Source organism: Streptomyces sp. NPDC015131 (genome assembly GCF_043079975.1).
Taxonomy (GTDB): domain Bacteria; phylum Actinomycetota; class Actinomycetes; order Streptomycetales; family Streptomycetaceae; genus Streptomyces.
Genome location: NZ_JBIBVB010000006.1, coordinates 172212 through 188908, shown reverse-complemented (window position 1 = coordinate 188908; position 16697 = coordinate 172212). Strand labels below are relative to the sequence as shown.

The window sequence follows — 16697 nt, the reverse complement described above, 5'->3', positions numbered from 1 at the left end:
CTGCCGCCACCGGCGTACCGGCTCCGGGGTCACCCCTTCTGCCGCCGGACCCGTTTCACCTCGCCGGCGATGGCGTAGGCGTCGGCGACCGGCCCCAGGTGGCCGAGCTTCTCGGGGTTGATCACCGAGCGGATGGTCTGGATCCGCCCGTCCGCCACGTCGAGGGCGAGCGCGTAGAGGACCCTGCCGTCCCGGTCGCGGACGATCGCGCCGGGCTGGCCGTTGACCTCCCGCGCCTCCAGCGTCACATCGATCCGGGTCAGCACCGGGAAGAGGGCCGCCAGCAGCCGGGCCACGTTGTCCGCGCCGGCCACGGCCCGGGCCAGCTGCGGGGCCTTGCCGCCACCGTCGCCGACCAACTGCACGTCGGCGGCCAGGAGATCCCGCAGTCCGGCGACGTCGCCCTCGTGGAGCGCGTCGAAGAACCGCGCCGCCAGCTCCTGCCGCTGCCGGCGGTCCGCCTCGAACCGCGGGCGCCCGGCCTCCATGTGCCGCCGCGCCCGCACCAGCAGCTGGCGGCACGCCGCCTCCGAACGCCCCACCGCCGAGGCGATGTCGTCGAAGCCGAAGCCGAACACCTCCCGCAGCACGAACACCGACCGCTCCAGCGGACTGAGCCGCTCCAGCAGCAGCAGCGCCGCCATCGACACCGAGTCGGCCAGCTCGGCCGAACGCGACGGATCCTGGTACGGGTCGCTGAGCAGGGGCTCGGGGAACCACGGGCCCACGTACGCCTCCCGCCGCACCCGCGCGGAGCGCAGCACGTCGATCGAGATGCGCGTCACCGTGGTGGACAGGAACGCCTTGACCGAGGTGGGGACGGTCGTCGAGGCGTCGAAGCGCAGCCATGTCTCCTGCACCGCGTCCTCGGCCTCGCTCACGCTGCCCAGGATCCGGTAGGCGATCGAGAAGAGCAGCGGCCGCAACTCCTCGAACTCCCCGACCTTGGTCACTTCGCGCCCTCCAGGCGGAACTGCCCGGCCACGTAGTCGCCGGCCGGCTGCTGGGTGAGGATGTTCATCCGGTTCGCCGCGTTCATGAAGGAGATCAGCAGGACGAGGGCGGTGAGCTGCTCCTCGTCGTAGTGCTCCGCGGCCCGCGCCCACACGGCGTCGCTCACGCCCTCGGCCGCGTCCGCGACCCGGGTACCCTGCTCCGCCAGCTCCAGCGCGGCACGCTCGGCCTCGGTGAAGACGGTGGCCTCCCGCCACACCGCGACCAGATGCAACCGTACCGGCGTCTCGCCCGCCTCGGTGGCCTCCTTGGTGTGCATGTCGACGCAGAAGGCGCAGCCGTTGATCTGGCTGACGCGCAGGGCCACGAGCTCCTGCGTGGCGGCCGGCAGCGGCGCCGACTTGATCGCCATACCCGCCGCCATGAAGTGCTTCAGGGCCTTGGCGGCGGTCGGGTCGGCGAAGTAGTTCAGTCGCGCGTCCATGGTGTTCCCCTCCATGTTCGTCAGTGGCTACGTCCCCTGAGACGAGACGGCCCCCGCCCCCTGTGACACGCCACCACGTGATCCACGTCTCGCCCGGGCGCCCCCTTGCTTCGAGCGCGCTCCAGGGCGTTGGCTTGCATCCATGAAGTACACGCAGCTCGGACGCACCGGACTCAAGGTCAGCCGACTCGTCCTCGGCACGATGAACTTCGGCCCCCAGACCGACGAAGCCGGCAGCCACGCCATCATGAACGCCGCGATCGACGCGGGCATCAACTTCTTCGACACCGCCAACGTCTACGGCTGGGGCGAGAACAAGGGCCGCACCGAGGAGATCATCGGCTCCTGGTTCGCCCGGGGCGGCGACCGGGACAAGGTCGTGCTCGCCACCAAGGTGTACGGCAACATGGGCACCGACGGGCAGGTCTGGCCCAACCACGACAAGCTCTCCGCCGTGAACATCCGCCGCGCCGTCGAGGCCAGCCTCAAGCGGCTCAACACCGACCACATCGACCTCTACCAGTTCCACCACATCGACCGGCGCACCCCGTTCGAGGAGATCTGGCAGGCCGTCGACGTCCTGATCCAGCAGGGCAAGATCCTGTACGCCGGATCGTCCAACTTCCCCGGCTACAAGATCGCCCAGGCCAACGAGGCCGCCGCCCGGCGCGGCATGGTCGGGCTGGTCAGCGAGCAGTGCCTGTACAACCTCGCCGAACGCCGCGCCGAGATGGAGGTCGTCCCGGCCGCGCAGGAGTACGGGCTCGGGGTCATCCCCTGGTCGCCGCTGCACGGCGGGCTGCTCGGCGGGGTGATCAAGAAGGAGGCCACCGGCGGGCGGCGCGGCAGCGGGCGCTCGGCGGACGCGCTCGCCAACACCGACGTACGCCTCCAGATCCAGGCGTACGAGGACCTCCTCGACAAGCACGGGCTCGCGCCGGGCGAGGTGGCCCTGGCCTGGCTGCTCACCCGGCCGGGGGTGACGGGGCCGATCGTCGGGCCCCGGACCGCCGAGCAGCTCGAATCGGCGGTACGAGCCGTGGAGCTGGAGCTGCCGGACGAGGTGCTCACCGAGCTGGACGCGATCTTCCCCGGCCCGGGGCCGTCCCCGGAGGCGTTCGCCTGGTGACGTCCGCGCCGTGGCGGCCCCGCGCAGGTCAGCCGAGCGCGGCCGCCACGGCGATGATCACGAACATCAGCACGAGCACACCGGCCATGATGCGGTTACGGGTCTTGGGGTCCACCCCTCGAGGTTAACCGGCCCGCCCCAGTGGCCAGGAACCGACCGTCTCGTAACGGGGGTGCTCGCCCGCCGCACCGCCGCCCGGCAGGTTGCTGCGGACGAGCGCCAGCTCGGCGACGTCCCAGCGGCTGCCCTCGAACTCCCGCAGCCGCGCCACGAACGGCCGCAGGTCCACCGCGTCGGTACGGCCCCGGGCCACGGTCAGGTGGGCCTGGTAGCGGCGGTGCTCGTCCATCGGCACCCCCGCCCGCCGGGCCGCCGCGTCCGCCCGCTCGGCCAGCAGCCGCATCTCGTCCAGCCCGCCGGCCGCGCCCGCCCACAGCACCCGCCGCCCGAACCGCCCGCCGCCGTGCAGCCGCAGCGGGAACGGCTCCGTGCGGTGCGCGGCGCGGGCCAGCCGCTCACGCAGGCCGGGCACCAGCCGCTCGTCCACCTCGCCCATGAACGCCAGCGTGAAGTGCCAGCCCTCGCGCCGGGTCCAGCGCAGCTCCCCCGCGCCCGGCAGCTCCCGCAACCGGCCTGTCTCGGCGGCGAGTTCGCCCACGGCCTCGGGGCTCGGCAGCACGGCAGCGAAAAGCCTCATACCGCGAGTCTGGCACGGCGCCGTGCGGCGTATCCTCGCCCGATGGCCGACATGCACCTCAGGCAGGGCGGGGCGGACGACGTCCCCGCGATACTCGGCGTACTGGACAGCGCGGTCGCCTGGCTGAACGAGCGCGGGATCACCGGCCAGTGGGGCACCGAGCCGTGGTCGGCCAGGCCCCGGGCGGTGCGGGGCGTCCGGGAGGCCGCCGAGCGCGGCGGCGCGTGGCTCGCGGAGGCCGGCGGGGTGGCGGCCGGGGCGCTGACGCTGGCCGCGCACCCCGGGTCGGCCGAGGTCCCGCCCGCCGGGGAGCCGGAGCTGTACGTGCGCTTCCTGGCCACCGACAGCCGCTTCCACGGGCGCGGCGTCGGCGGGGCGCTGCTGGCCCACGCGGTGGACGAGGCCCGGCGGGCGGGCGTCCGGCTGCTGCGGACGGACTGCTTCGCGGGCGGCGGCGGGCGGCTCGTGGACTACTACGTACGCCACGGCTTCACGCCCACGGTGGCCTACACGTCCGGCGGGGCGTGGCCGGGGCAGGTGCTGGAGCGGCGGGTGTGACACCCGGGACCGGCCCGCCCCGCCTCGGACTCGGACCTGAGCCCCGGACAGGGGGCGGCGCCCGGGGCGGCCCCGGGGCGGCGCCCGGGGCTCAGGCCGCCGTGGCCAGCTGCTCGCGCGGGACGAAGCGGACGTGCGGGTGGCGGCCCCGCAGCTCGACCTTCAGCCGCAGGCCGCCCACCCGGGCCAGCACCAGGCCGATCACCACGGCGGCGGCCAGCGAGACGGCGCCGCCCGTGGCGAAGCCGGCGCGGGCGCCGTAGGTGTCGGTGACCCAGCCCAGCAGGGGCGCGCCGACCGGCGTACCGCCGACGAAGACCATCATGTAGAGGCTCATCACCCGGCCCCGCATCACGGGGTCGGTGGCGAGCTGGACCGACGAGTTGGCGGTGACGTTGACCGTCAGGCCGAACATCCCGATCGGCACCAGCAGCAGCGCGAACAGCCAGAACGACGGCGACAGCGCGGCGGCGATCTCCAGCACGCCGAACGCGACCGCGCCGCCCACCAGCAGCCGCAGCCGGGAGGTGCCGCGCCGGGCGGCGAGCAGGGCGCCGGCGAGGGAGCCGACGGCCATCAGGGTGTTGAGGAAGCCGTAGGTCCCGGCGCCCGCGTGGAAGACGTCGTCGGAGAAGGCGGTCAGCCAGATGGGGAAGTTGAAGCCGAAGGTGCCGACGAAGCCCACGAGGGCGATCGGCCAGATCAGCTCGGGGCGCCCGGCGACGTACCGCAGGCCCTCGCGGAGCTGCCCCTTGCCGCGCGGCGCCCGCTCCACCCGGTGCAGCTCACCGGTGCGCATCATCAGCAGCGAGGCGAGCGGGGCCAGGAAGGACAGGCCGTTGACCAGGAACGCGTACCCGCTGCCGACCGACGCGATCAGCGCGCCCGCGACGGCGGGGCCGACGAGCCGGGCGGACTGGAAGTTGGCCGAGTTGAGGCTGACGGCGTTGCGGACCTGGGCGGGACCGACCAGCTCGGAGTAGAAGGACTGCCGGGCCGGGTTGTCGACGACCGTCACCAGGCCGAGCAGCAGCGCGATCAGGTAGACGTGCCAGACCTGGACGTGTCCGGACAGGGTCAGCACGGCGAGCGCGAGCCCGCACAGGCCGAGGGCGCCCTGGCTGATCATCAGCAGGGTCCGCTTGGGGTAGCGGTCGGCGATGACGCCGCCGTACAGGCCGAGCAGCAGCATCGGCAGGAACTGGAGCGCCGTGGTGATACCGACGGCGGCGGCGGAGCCGGTGAGGCTGAGGACCAGCCAGTCCTGGGTGATCCGGGCCATCCAGGTGCCGGTGTTCGACACGATGGCGCCGGTGAAGAAGAGGCGGTAGTTGCGGACCTTGAGCGAGGAGAAGGTCCCGCCGCGGGCGCCGGTGGCGGTCGCGGTGGCGGTGGCACCGGTGGCGGCCGCGGTGGCGCGTTCGTCGCCGGTGTCGCCGGGGTGCTCGGTGCTGCCGGTGTTCTCGGTGTTGCCGGTGTTCTTGTCGGGGTTCTTGTGTGCGGGTGCGGAGTCTGCTCCGGGTCCCGTACTCAAAAGAGTTCGCCTCCTCGGCGTACGTCGGTGTCAGAGATGTGCGAGCTTCTCCAGCACGGGTGCGGCAGCGCGCAGCTTCGCCCACTCGTCCTCGTCCAGACCCTCGGCGAGGGCGGCCAGCCAGGCGTTCCGCTTGCGGCGGGACTCCTCGAGCATGGCCTCGGCCGTCTCGGTCTGGCTGACGACCTTCTGCCGGCGGTCGTCGGGGTGCGGCTCCAGCCGGACCAGCCCCTTCGCCTCCAGCAGCGCCACGATGCGGGTCATCGACGGCGGCTGGACGTGCTCCTTGCGCGCCAGCTCGCCGGGGGTGGCCGAGCCGCAGCGGGCGAGGGTGCCGAGGACCGACATCTCGGTCGGGCTCAGCGACTCGTCGACGCGCTGGTGCTTCAGGCGTCGGCCCAGCCGCATGACGGCGGAGCGCAAGGCGTTCACAGCGGCTGCGTCGTCGCGGTCGCCGTGGGAGAGGTCAGGCATGTATTTAGCGTAACTCATTACCCAGGCTAAAGACAGCGGAAGAGCGGACCGTGGTACGTGTCACCCGTACGAGTGAGAGCAGGCCGAAAAGCGACGCGCGGGCGGGCGCGGGGCGGCGACGCTGAGCGGCATGGGATCGACAGTGCTCAGCCTGCGGATAGACGGAGAGCTGCTCGACCGGGTGCGACTGCATGCCGCGCGCAGCGGAATGAGCGTCCAGGACTACGTGGTCCGGACGCTGGTGCGGGAGGACTTCGACGCACGCTTCGAGGCGGCGGTGGACGAGACGGCCCGCTTCTACGGCCCGCGCGGGGCGTAGACCCACGCCCGGGCGGACCCAGACCCGGACGGCTCCGGACCCGGGCCGGGCCCGCAGCCCCGCCCGCCGGACCCGGGCCCGCAGCCGCGACCACCCGGGGCGGGACGGCCGGAAAGCGGCCCGGGCGGTCGCTCCGCGCGGCGGAACGACCGCCCGGGGACGGGGCGGGGCGTGGCGGCGGGGCCTACGTGAGGCCCAGCGCCGGCATGGCGTAGTAGAACGCGAACACCGCCGAGACGACGTACATCGCTACCGGCACGTCCCGGCCCCGGCCCGTCGCCAGGCGCAGCACGGCGAAGGAGATGAAGCCGATCCCGATGCCGTTGGTGATCGAGTACGTGAACGGCATCATCACCATCGCCAGGAACGCGGGCACCGCGATCGTGAAGTCGCTCCAGTCGATGTCCCGCACCGAGCCCGCGAGGATCAGGAAGCCCACCGCCAGCAGCGCGGGTGTGGCCGCCTGGGACGGGACCATCGTGGCGAGCGGGGTGAGGAAGAGGGCCACCGAGAACAGCGCGCCGGTGACGACCGAGGCCAGGCCGGTGCGCGCGCCCTCGCCGACGCCCGCCGTGGACTCCACGAAGCAGGTGGTGGCCGACGAGGAGGTGGCGCCGCCGGAGGCGACCGCGAGGCCGTCCACCAGGAGGACCTTGTTGATGCCGGGGAAGTTGCCGTCCTTGTCCATCAGCTCGGCCTCGTCGCCGACGCCGAGGATCGTGCCCATCGCGTCGAAGAAGCAGGACAGCAGCACGGTGAAGACGAAGAGGCAGCCGGTCAGCAGGCCGACCTTGCCGAAGCCGCCGAACAGGCTCACCTGCCCGACCAGCCCGAAGTCGGGGGTGGCCACCGGGTTGCCGGGCCACTCGGGGGTGGTCAGGCCCCAGGACGGGACGTCGGCGACCGCGTGGACGACCATGGCGACGAACGTCATCACCACGATCGAGATCAGGATCGCGCCCGGCACCTTGCGGATGATCAGCGCCAAGGTGAGCAGGGCGCCCAGCACGAAGATCAGGACGGGCCAGCCGCCCAGGTGGCCGTCGGCGCCGAGCTGCAGCGGGACGGTGGTGTGGGCGGCGTCCGGGATGCGCGAGACGAAGCCGGAGTCGACCAGCCCGATGAGCATGATGAACAGGCCGATGCCGATGGCGATGCCCTTGCGCAGGCCGAGCGGCACCGCGTTCATCACCCGCTCCCGCAGGCCCGTCGCCACCAGCAGCATCACCACCACACCGGCGAGGACGACCATGCCCATGGCGTCGGGCCAGGACATCCGGGGGGCGAGCTGGAGGGCGACGACCGTGTTGACGCCCAGGCCGGCGGCCAGCGCGATCGGCACATTGCCGATGACGCCCATCAGCAGCGTCGAGAAGGCGGCGGTGAGCACGGTCGCGGTGACGAGCTGGCCGCTGTCGAGCTGGTGCCCGTACATGTCCTTGGCACTGCCGAGGATGATCGGGTTGAGCACGATGATGTACGCCATCGCGAAGAAGGTCGCGAAGCCGCCGCGCACCTCGCGGGCGACCGTGGAGCCACGCTCCGAGATCTTGAAGTAGCGGTCCAGGCGGCCGCTGGTCGACGGCTGGGGGGACGGCGGCCGGGGGGCGGCGTCCGCCGGCGCGGGGGCCGAGGAAGGCATGCGGAACCTCAGGGTGCGGGGGCGGGGTAGCGGTCGTCACCGGTCGCTATTTGGTCATTCAGACGAAAGAAACCGGTCAGACACAAGACGTTTCAGTATGAACGCATCAGACGAAGATCGGTATCTCCGCGCGTAGAACGCTTGTTCCCCAAGGCTCGGCACGGCCCGCGGGGCGCCCAGGCACCCCCGCCTACACTGGGCGCATGGCGAAGTGGACACCCAGGCACGAGGCACCCGAGCCCCTGGAGGGGCCCGTCGTCGCCACCATCACCGGCGGCACGATCATCTGGTTCGTCCTCTTCCTGGTGCAGGTCCCCTTCTACGGCTGGTTCGCCGACCGCGACCTCACCTGGTGGGTGTGGACCTGCCTGGCCGGCGCCGGACTCGGCCTCATCGGCATCTGGTACGTCCGCAGGCGCGACGCCGCCCTCAAGCGCGCCGCCGCCGGGACCGACACCGCCTGACCCCGCGCACCGACACCGCCTGACCGCGCGGACCGACCGCGCGGGCGCCCTACGGGACCGCCCGGGCGTCCCGTAGGGCCTCGGGGCCATCCGTCTCGTACCCCCGGCGGATCTTCCCCCGACTCGCCGTGTGCGGGCGCGGCGACGGTCGTACCGTCGGAGACATGACGCAGCGGGCGAAGATCGAGAACCACCAACCCCACCCCGGCGACCGGCCCGGCGACAAGCCCGGCATCGACGCCGGAGCGGAACTCGACCCCGTCCACCCGGTCCGGCCACCCGTCCGGCACCGGCCCGCCGGGCTGACCGCCGCCGAGGTGGCCGAACGGGTCGCGCGCGGCGAGGTCAACGACGTACCCGTCCGCAGCTCCCGCTCCACCGCCGACATCGTCCGCGGCAACGTCTTCACCCGCTTCAACGCGATCATCGGCGTGCTGTGGGTGATCATGCTGGTGGTCGCGCCCATCCAGGACAGCCTGTTCGGCTTCGTGATCATCGCCAACACCGGCATCGGGATCATCCAGGAGCTGCGCGCCAAGAAGACCCTCGACTCGCTCGCCGTCATCGGCGAGACCAAACCCACCGTCCGGCGCGACGGGACGGCGGCCGAGGTCCACACCTCGGAGATCGTCCTCGGCGACTGCATCGAACTCGGGCCCGGCGACAAGGTCGTCGTCGACGGCGAGATCGCCGAGGCCGACAGCCTGGAGGTCGACGAGTCGCTCCTCACCGGCGAGGCCGACCCGGTCGTCAAGAAGCCCGGCGACCAGGTCATGTCCGGCAGCTTCGTCGTCGCGGGCGGCGGCGCCTTCACCGCCACCAAGGTGGGCCGCGAGGCGTACGCGGCGCAGCTCGCCGAGGAGGCGTCCCGCTTCACCCTCGTCCGCTCGGAGCTGCGCAGCGGCATCTCCACCATCCTCAAGTACGTGACGTGGATGATGGTGCCGACCGCGATCGGGCTCATCATCAGCCAGCTCGTCGTCAAGGACGTGGCCTTCAAGGACTCCATCGCCCGCACCGTCGGCGGCATCGTCCCGATGATCCCCGAGGGGCTGGTCCTGCTCACCTCCGTCGCCTTCGCCATCGGCGTCATCCGGCTCGGCCGCAAGCAGTGCCTCGTCCAGGAGCTCCCCGCCATCGAGGGCCTCGCCCGCGTCGACGTGGTGTGCCTCGACAAGACCGGCACCCTCACCGAGGGCGGCATGGACGTCACCGAGCTGCGCACCCTGAACGGCTCCGACGAGGCGTACGTACGGGCCGTCCTGGGCGCCCTCGGCGAGTCCGACCCCCGCCCCAACGCCTCCCTCCAGGCGATCATCGACGCCTACCCCGACCACGAGGAGTGGCGGTGCACCCGGGCGCTGCCGTTCTCCTCCGCCCGCAAGTACAGCGGCGCGGCCTTCAGCGAGAGCGACGGGCAGTCCAGCACCTGGCTGCTCGGCGCCCCCGACGTCCTGCTCCCCGACGGCGACCCGGTGCTCGGCGAGATCGAGGACCTCAACCAGCAGGGCCTGCGCGTCCTCCTCCTCGCCCGCGCCGCCGACGGCGCCGCCGAGCTGGACGACCCGGCCGTCGCCGACGGCGCCCGCGCCGCCGCCCTGGTCGTCCTGGAGCAGCGGCTGCGGCCCGACGCCGCCGACACCCTCGCCTACTTCGCCGACCAGAACGTCGCCGCCAAGGTCATCTCCGGCGACAACGCCGTCTCGGTCGGCGCCGTGGCCGGAAAGCTCGGACTGCCGGGCGCCGAGCACACCGTCGACGCCCGCAAGCTGCCCGCCGAACGCGACCGGATGGCCGAGGCGCTCGACGAGGGCGCCGTCTTCGGGCGCGTCACCCCGCAGCAGAAGCGGAACATGGTCGGCGCGCTCCAGTCCGGCGGGCACACCGTCGCCATGACCGGCGACGGTGTCAACGACGTCCTCGCCCTCAAGGACGCCGACATCGGCGTCAGCATGGGCTCCGGCTCCGAGGCCACCAAGGCCGTCGCGCAGATCGTGCTGCTCAACAACAGCTTCTCCACCCTGCCCGCCGTCGTCGCCGAGGGCCGCCGCGTCATCGGCAACATCACCCGGGTCGCCACCCTCTTCCTCACCAAGACGGTCTACTCCGTCCTGCTGGCGATCCTGGTGGTGTGCAGCGGCATCGAGTACCCCTTCCTGCCCCGCCACCTCACCCTGCTGTCCACCCTCACCATCGGCGCGCCCGCCTTCTTCCTCGCCCTCGCGCCCAACAAGGAGCGGGCGAAGCCGAACTTCGTCCGCCGCGTCATGCGGTACGCGATCCCCGGCGGCATCGTCGCCGCCGCGGCCACCTTCACCACGTACCTGCTGGCCCGCTCCCACTACAGCGGGACGGACGCCCTGGGCGCCGAGACCAGCGCGGCGACGCTCACCCTGTTCCTGGTGTCCATGTGGGTGCTGGCGATCGTCGCCCGCCCCTACACCTGGTGGCGGATCGCGCTGGTCGCCACCATGGCGGGCGCCTTCGTGCTCGTCCTCGCGGTGCCGTGGCTCCAGGACTTCTTCGCGCTGCGGCTGGTCGGCACCACGATCCCGTGGGTGGCGGTCGGCATCGCGGCGGCCGGCGCGGCGCTGGTGGAGCTGGCCTGGCGCTACGTCGACCGCCGCTACCCCGCCTGAGCCGCGGTCCGGCCGCCGCCCGGGACCCGCGTCAGTCGAACCAGCGGTCCCGGGCCAGCTCCGCCGTCCGCGACGGGTCCTCCAGCAGCGCCGCCACCTCGAAGCGGCGCGGCCACTGGCCCGCCGCCCAGGCCAGGCCCGCCGCGACGCCCTCCAGGGTGGCGGCGTGGACGACCCCGTCCGGGGTGCGGCGCCAGTCCAGCTCGGCGCCGCCGGCGCGCAGCTCCTCGTGCTCGACGTACACCGCGGGCGTGCCCGGCCCCAGCAGCGCGTGCACCGCGTCCGGCACCTCGTGCTCCTCGCCGGGCGCCTCCACCTCCGCGTCGACCTCCTCGCTCAGCCGCCGCACCTGGAACAGCTCCGCCAGGTCCGCCGCCAGCGCCGGAGCCACCGGGAGCAGCGCCCGGCCCCCGGCCAGCGGCAGCAGGTCCGGCGCGTCCGCGATCAGCGCCTCGCCCGCGTCCACCACCCGCACCTCGCCGTCCACCACCGCGCGCAGCTCGTCCGGCAGCGTCACCTGCTCCGGGTCGAGGCCGGCCAGCGCGGTGTACAGCCCGTGCAGCTGCGCCGGGCCGACCTCCCGCTCCGGGTCGGCGAGCCGCGCCAGCAGCTCGGCCGCCCCGCCCGGCTCGTCCAGCAGGGCCGCGACCGTGGTCCGCACCCCGAGGGCGCGCAGCACCTGCGGGTCGCGGAAACCGGTGGCGATGTCCACCGCGTCGTACAGGCCCTCCAGCAGCGGGTCCGCCCCGGCGGCGCGCAGCCCGGCGGGGCGCCGGCCGTCCAGCACCGGATGGTCGCGCAGCCACCACGCGGTGTAGGGGCGGACCGTCTCCGTCGTGCCGTCCGGCAGCAGCACCCGCACCGGCTGCACCAGCGCGTCCCGCAGCGGCGGCCGGGCCAGCATGGCCAGCGCCTCGGGCCAGGCGTCGTCGTCCACCAGGTCCAGGTCCCGTACGGCGACGATCTCCGTCGCCACCGGCGGCACCGGCGTGTCCGGCAGCCGGTCCAGCACGTCCTCGCACCACACGTCGACGGCGTCCAGCAGGCCCGCGTCGTCCGGCTCGGCGAAGTCCCCGTCGCGGGGCTCCAGTTCGTCCGGGTCCAGCACCACGTCGGTGGCCCGTACGAGGGCGAAGCCGGCCAGCACCCCGCACGCGGCGAGCGGCTGCTCGCCCCACCGCCCGGCCAGCGCGGCGTCCACCGACGCCAGCTCGTCCTCGCGCATCACGGCCGCGAACGGGCTGCCCGGCAGCACCAGTTCACCCGCCGGTGCGAGCTCCCCGTCCTCGTCGGGCAGCGCCAGCGCGCCCAGCCACGGCTCGTCGCCCGGCTCCAGACCGGCGTCCCGCACCAGCGCCAGCACGGTGTCCGCCAGCTCGTCGGCGTCCAGGCCCTCCTCGTCCCACACCTCCGCCGCGTCCAGCGACCCGGCGACCGCCGCCCGCACCTGCGGCGTGGTCAGCACCGCGCGCGGGGTGGCGGGCAGGGCGCCCAGCTTCTCCAGCAGCGGGTGCGCGGCGTCCGGGTGGGCGACCTTGAGGCCGAGGCGGCCCAGGTCGGCGGGCGTGTCCGGCAGCGGCAGCAGCACATGGCGCGGACCGGTCGCGGTACGGCCGCCGGCCAGCGGCACCGGCAGGCCGGTCAGCCGGTCCGGGTCGACGCCCGCCAGCGACTCGTACAGCCGGTGCCACCAGCCGGGGCTGCGCTCGGTGCCCGCCAGCCGGTCGATCGCGTCGCCGAGGGACAGCCGCGCCACGCCCAGGGCGCGCAGCTCGGTGCGGCGCTCCAGCCCGGCGGGCAGCAGCGTCGGCAGCACCTCCGCGAGGACCCGTACGGTGTCGGCGCCCGCGCCCTCGACGACCTCCGCCTCGAAGGGCCGCAGCGCGTGCGGCACCTCGTCGCCGGGCGGCGCGGCCGGCGCCAGGAACGCCACGCGCGGCAGCAGTTCCAGCACGGCCGCGCGGATCGCCCCGTCCAGGACGCCCTGGCCGAGCGGGCCGGGCACCAGGTCGATCGTCCCGGTGGTCACGGGGCGCCAGGCGGCGAGGAGTTCGGCGTACGCCTCGGCGGCGCGGTCCACCAGGAAGTCGGTGAGCGGACCGGGCGCCGGGTGGCGCCGGGTGGTGTCCAGCGGGAACGACGCGATGAGCAGCGCGGGGACGCCCAGCGGTTCGTCGGTCGGCGTCGGGGCGTGCACCACCGGCGCGGTGCGCGGCCGGGCGGGCGCGCCCGCCTCGTCCACGGGCACCGCCCAGGTGACGGACCAGTGCGGGCGGAGCCGCTCCTCGACGGGCCGGTCCTTCAGCAGCGCGGCGTCGACGGCGCCCCGGTGGGTGACGGTGCGCCAGCGCCGGGTGCCGTGCTCGGTGTCGTCGACCTGGACGTGGCCGTCCCGCTCGTGCCGGGTGAGCGTCCGTGTCCCCTGCGCGGTCTCCACGACCACCTCGGCCAGCCCGGGGAGGGTCAGCAGCAGGGCGTCGTCGACCCCGGCGAGGAGCCGTTCGGCGAGGTCCACGGCGGCGGTGTCCCGCAGCGGCAGGATCACCACCGTGTCGTAGCCCTCGGGGGCGGTGCCCTCGGCGGGCAGCGGCAGCCTCAGCAGCGGTACGTGCCCGTCGCGGCGGCGCAGTTCGTCGCCCAGGCCGGGGCTGCCCTGCGCGGCGTCCGCCGCCAGCGCCCGGGCCTCCCGCAGCGACCAGCGCACACCGCCGTGCCGGCCCACCACCGCCGGCTCGTCGCTCACCGCCAGCACCGCCGCGAACCCGACGCCGAAGCGGCCGACCGCGCCCTCGTGGCCCTCCCGCTTGGCGGACGCCCGCAGGGTGCTCAGCGACTCGACGCCGGCCGCGTCCAGCGGCGCGCCCGTGTTGGCGGCGGCCAGTACGGCGGGGCCGTCCGCGCCGGCCGGGTGCAGGGTGAGCCGCAGCCGGCCGGGCACACCGGCGCGGGCGGCGGCGTCGGCGGCGTTCTGCGCCAGCTCGACCACCAGCCGGTCGCGGTACCCGCCGAGCGCGAGGTCCTCCTCGGCGTTGGCGTCCTCCCGGAACCGCGCGGGCCCGGCGCCCCACGCGTCGAGCACTCCGCGTCGCAGCCGGGCCGTCCCGAACGGGTCGGCCCCCTCGGTCGCCGTCGCCCTCACGCTCACGTCGTGCTCCGCTCTCTCGCCCTGCGCGTCGTTACGGAGCCCGAAGGTACCGCCTGCGCGGACGCCCACGTCGCGGCCGGGGGCGGCGGCCCGGGAAGGCTAGGGCGTGTCCCCGGACGCCTCGTCCGGCTCCGGCGGGACCGGGCCGCCGTCGCGGGCCGGGCCCAGCGGGAACGCGTCGGCGCCCATCGAGTCCAGCACCGGCGGCGCGGGGCGCGGCGGCTTGGGCATCACGGCCGCCTCGGAGTGGCCGCCGCAGCCGTACGTCAGCGACACCACGTGCCCGTCCGCCGGCGAGAACTCGTTGGCGCACACGCCGAACGCCTGCCGCAGGGAGCCGCCCAGTGGCAGCAGGAACCCGCAGGAGACGCACGGCGCCGGGGCGGCCTGCGCCATCGGGGTCTTCGCGCCGAAGCCCTCCTCCCACCGGTCGGCCGCGACATGGAGCCCGTACCGCGAGAGCACCCGCGCCCGGCGCATGCCCAGCTCCTCCGCGACCGCCGCGATGGTGCCGCGCGACGGGGTGCGGGTGACGAGGTCGGCGTCCTCGGAGTCGACCAGCTCGGCCATCTCCTCCGAGACGGGCGAGTTCGGCGGGGGCACGTCCTCGCCGGTGTAGCCGGGCTCCAGCCGGAGGTCGTCCTGCTCGGTCGGCAGCAGGTCCCCGGGGCCGAGGTCGCCGGGGCGCAGCCGCTCGCTCCACGGCACCCACTCGGGCGCGAGGAGGGCGTCGGGGCCGGGCAGGAGCACCGCCTCGTCGAGCGTGACGACCTTCGCGCGGGACGCGCGGGCGACGGTCACCGCCCAGCGCCACCCCCGGTAGCCGGGCTCACGGCACTCGAAGAAGTGCGTGACGACCCGGTCGCCGTCGGCGACGACACCCGTGTGCTCGCCCACCTCCCCGGGCGCGGCCACCTCCGCGGCCGCTTCCCGGGCCAGGTCCACCGCCTCGGCGCACAGGCGGTCGGGGGCGGGGGTACGCGGGGTACGGCTTCGCGTCGTCGCAGCACTCACAGGTCTCGCTCATCTCCTACGCCGTCTCACAGATGCGCCGGCCGATTCGCGATGTACGGGCGGCGGGCGGAGCGGACCAGCGGGCCGCATCGACGTCCGCGCCCGACGTGTCTCGGGCACACCTCACGTCATCCATTCTGCGGGATGCCGAAGAGGCGCGCGGCCGGGAACTTCCGCCGGTGGCGCGCTACGCACGCTACCCCCTCCGCAGCCCGCCGCCCACCTGCCCGCCCCAAGTAGCCCTCATCACGGTTCGCCGGAGCGGGTGCCGGGGCACTATGACGAGGTGGCAGCCGTGAGGTCGCACGACACCGCCGGGCCGCTCCAGAGGGCGGGCCGGCGGGTGGGCCGTGCCCTGCACCTGCCGTTCACCGGCACGGCGCGCGGCATCCGGCGGGCGACCCACGCCCACGGCGCCGGTGAGTCGGGCCTGGGCAAGCTGATCGAGCTGCACGCGGTGAACGGCGCGGGCGATGTGATGATCACGGTCGCGCTGGCCTCCACGGTGTTCTTCTCCGTACCGACCGACGAGGCCCGCGGCCGGGTCGCGCTCTACCTGGCCATCACCATGGCCCCCTTCACGCTCCTCGCGCCGGTGATCGGGCCGCTGCTGGACCGGCTGCCGCACGGCCGGCGGGCCGCGATGGCGGGCGCGATGCTCGCCCGGGTGCTGCTGGCCGTCACCCTGTCGGGGGCGGTCGCCACCGGCGGCCTGGAGCTGTACCCGGCGGCGCTGGGCGTGCTGGTGGCGTCGAAGGCGTACGGGGTGGTCCGCAGCGCCGTGGTGCCCCGGCTGCTGCCACCGGGTTTCTCGCTGGTGAAGGCGAACTCGCGGGTGACGCTCGCGGGGCTGGTGGCGACGGGGATCGCCGCGCCGGTCGGCGTGGGGCTCCAGCGGATCGGGCCGGAGTGGCCGCTGTACGGGGCGTGCGTGCTGTTCGCCGGGGGGACGCTGCTGGCGCTGTCGATGCCGCACAAGGTGGACTCGGCGAAGGGTGAGCGCAAGGCGCACATGCTGACGCACGGCGAGCGCCGGCCGAGCCTGCGCACGGTCGGCCCGTCGGTGCTGCACGGCCTCCAGGCGAACGCGGCGCACCGCGTGCTGTCCGGCTTCCTGATCTTCTTCCTGGCGTTCCTGCTGCGGGAGCATCCGCTGCCCGGCCAGAGCGCGGCGGTGTCGCTGGGCATCGTCGGTGTGGCGGCGGGCGTCGGCAACGCTTGCGGTACGGCGCTGGGGGCGCTGCTCCGCTCCCGGGCGCCGGAGCTGATCGTCGCCGCGATGGTGACGCTGGCGATGACGGCGGCGATCGTGGCGGCGGTGTTCTTCGGCGGGGTGGCCGTGGCGGTGCTGGGCGCCGTGGCGGGGCTGTCGCAGGCCCTTTCGAAGCTGTCGCTGGACGCCATGATCCAGCGGGACGTGCCGGAGGCGGTGCGCACCTCGGCGTTCGCCCGGTCCGAGACGCTGCTGCAGATGTCGTGGGTGGTGGGGGGCGCCATCGGCATCGTCCTGCCGCTCAACGGCACGCTGGGGATGTCGGTGGCGGCGGGCATCCTGGCCCTGGGGGTCGCGGTGACGGTGCGGGGGCTGCTGACGGCCGCGCGGCGCGGCACGCCGCACCCCCGCGTGGCGTGATGCGGGGCGGC

Annotated in this window: 14 protein-coding genes; 6 read left to right on the top strand and 8 right to left on the bottom strand. The window is 74.3% G+C overall.

Going from position 1 to position 16697, the window contains the following annotated elements:
• Nucleotides 1-29: 29 nt before the first annotated feature.
• A complete protein-coding gene (locus ACF08D_RS24100) occupies nt 30-953 on the bottom strand; it encodes an RNA polymerase sigma-70 factor (RefSeq protein WP_392225062.1) in 924 nt (307 codons plus the stop codon).
• Nucleotides 950-1438, bottom strand: coding sequence for a carboxymuconolactone decarboxylase family protein (locus ACF08D_RS24095; protein ID WP_392225060.1), 489 nt, complete (start codon nt 1436-1438; stop codon nt 950-952). Before ACF08D_RS24095 ends, ACF08D_RS24100 begins: the two co-directional genes overlap by 4 nt.
• 142 nt (nt 1439-1580) lie before the next feature.
• On the opposite strand from ACF08D_RS24095, the gene ACF08D_RS24090 reads away from it, so the two are divergent.
• Nucleotides 1581-2567, top strand: coding sequence for an aldo/keto reductase (locus tag ACF08D_RS24090; protein ID WP_392225058.1), 987 nt, complete (start codon nt 1581-1583; stop codon nt 2565-2567).
• Between the two features lie 124 nt (nt 2568-2691).
• Here the strand turns inward: ACF08D_RS24090 and thpR are convergent, their stop codons facing one another.
• Nucleotides 2692-3264, bottom strand: coding sequence for an RNA 2',3'-cyclic phosphodiesterase (gene thpR, locus ACF08D_RS24085; protein WP_392225056.1), 573 nt, complete (start codon nt 3262-3264; stop codon nt 2692-2694).
• A 42-nt stretch (nt 3265-3306) separates the two neighbouring features.
• Between thpR and ACF08D_RS24080 the strand changes: the two genes are divergently transcribed.
• A complete protein-coding gene (locus ACF08D_RS24080; RefSeq protein ID WP_392225054.1) occupies nt 3307-3822 on the top strand; it encodes a GNAT family N-acetyltransferase in 516 nt (171 codons plus the stop codon).
• A 91-nt stretch (nt 3823-3913) separates the two neighbouring features.
• On the opposite strand, the gene ACF08D_RS24075 is transcribed toward ACF08D_RS24080, so the two are convergent.
• Both ACF08D_RS24075 and ACF08D_RS24070 read right to left on the bottom strand, forming a co-directional pair.
• Nucleotides 3914-5356, bottom strand: a complete 1443-nt coding sequence (locus tag ACF08D_RS24075; RefSeq protein WP_392225052.1) for an MFS transporter — start codon at nt 5354-5356, stop codon at nt 3914-3916.
• Between the two features lie 30 nt (nt 5357-5386).
• On the bottom strand, nt 5387-5830 hold the full coding sequence (locus ACF08D_RS24070; RefSeq protein ID WP_392225050.1) for a MarR family winged helix-turn-helix transcriptional regulator: 444 nt from the start codon (nt 5828-5830) through the stop codon (nt 5387-5389).
• Between the two features lie 130 nt (nt 5831-5960).
• Here ACF08D_RS24070 and ACF08D_RS24065 point away from each other — a divergent pair, with 130 nt between their 5' ends.
• The gene (locus ACF08D_RS24065) at nt 5961-6149 is read left to right on the top strand and encodes a ribbon-helix-helix protein, CopG family (protein ID WP_392225048.1); all 189 of its coding nucleotides are present in this window, start codon (nt 5961-5963) and stop codon (nt 6147-6149) included.
• A 184-nt stretch (nt 6150-6333) separates the two neighbouring features.
• Here the strand turns inward: ACF08D_RS24065 and ACF08D_RS24060 are convergent, their stop codons facing one another.
• Complete coding sequence (locus ACF08D_RS24060) at nt 6334-7791, bottom strand: NCS2 family permease (RefSeq protein WP_392225046.1); 1458 nt, start codon at nt 7789-7791, stop codon at nt 6334-6336.
• 203 nt (nt 7792-7994) lie between these two features.
• Here ACF08D_RS24060 and ACF08D_RS24055 point away from each other — a divergent pair, with 203 nt between their 5' ends.
• Together ACF08D_RS24055 and ACF08D_RS24050 are read left to right on the top strand one after the other, a co-directional pair.
• The gene (locus tag ACF08D_RS24055; protein ID WP_392225044.1) at nt 7995-8255 is read left to right on the top strand and encodes a DUF2530 domain-containing protein; all 261 of its coding nucleotides are present in this window, start codon (nt 7995-7997) and stop codon (nt 8253-8255) included.
• Between the two features lie 164 nt (nt 8256-8419).
• Nucleotides 8420-10894 (top strand): HAD-IC family P-type ATPase, encoded by a 2475-nt coding sequence (locus tag ACF08D_RS24050; protein ID WP_392225042.1) that lies wholly within the window; start codon nt 8420-8422, stop codon nt 10892-10894.
• A gap of 31 nt (nt 10895-10925) precedes the next feature.
• Here ACF08D_RS24050 and ACF08D_RS24045 read toward each other — a convergent pair whose 3' ends face one another.
• Entirely contained in the window at nt 10926-14033 is a 3108-nt protein-coding gene (locus ACF08D_RS24045) for a sacsin N-terminal ATP-binding-like domain-containing protein (RefSeq protein ID WP_392225597.1), read from the bottom strand.
• Between the two features lie 105 nt (nt 14034-14138).
• Nucleotides 14139-15053, bottom strand: coding sequence for a DUF3027 domain-containing protein (locus tag ACF08D_RS24040; RefSeq protein WP_392225040.1), 915 nt, complete (start codon nt 15051-15053; stop codon nt 14139-14141).
• Nucleotides 15054-15339: 286 nt separating this feature from the next.
• Here ACF08D_RS24040 and ACF08D_RS24035 point away from each other — a divergent pair, with 286 nt between their 5' ends.
• Complete coding sequence (locus ACF08D_RS24035) at nt 15340-16686, top strand: MFS transporter (protein ID WP_392225038.1); 1347 nt, start codon at nt 15340-15342, stop codon at nt 16684-16686.
• Nucleotides 16687-16697: the final 11 nt, after the last annotated feature.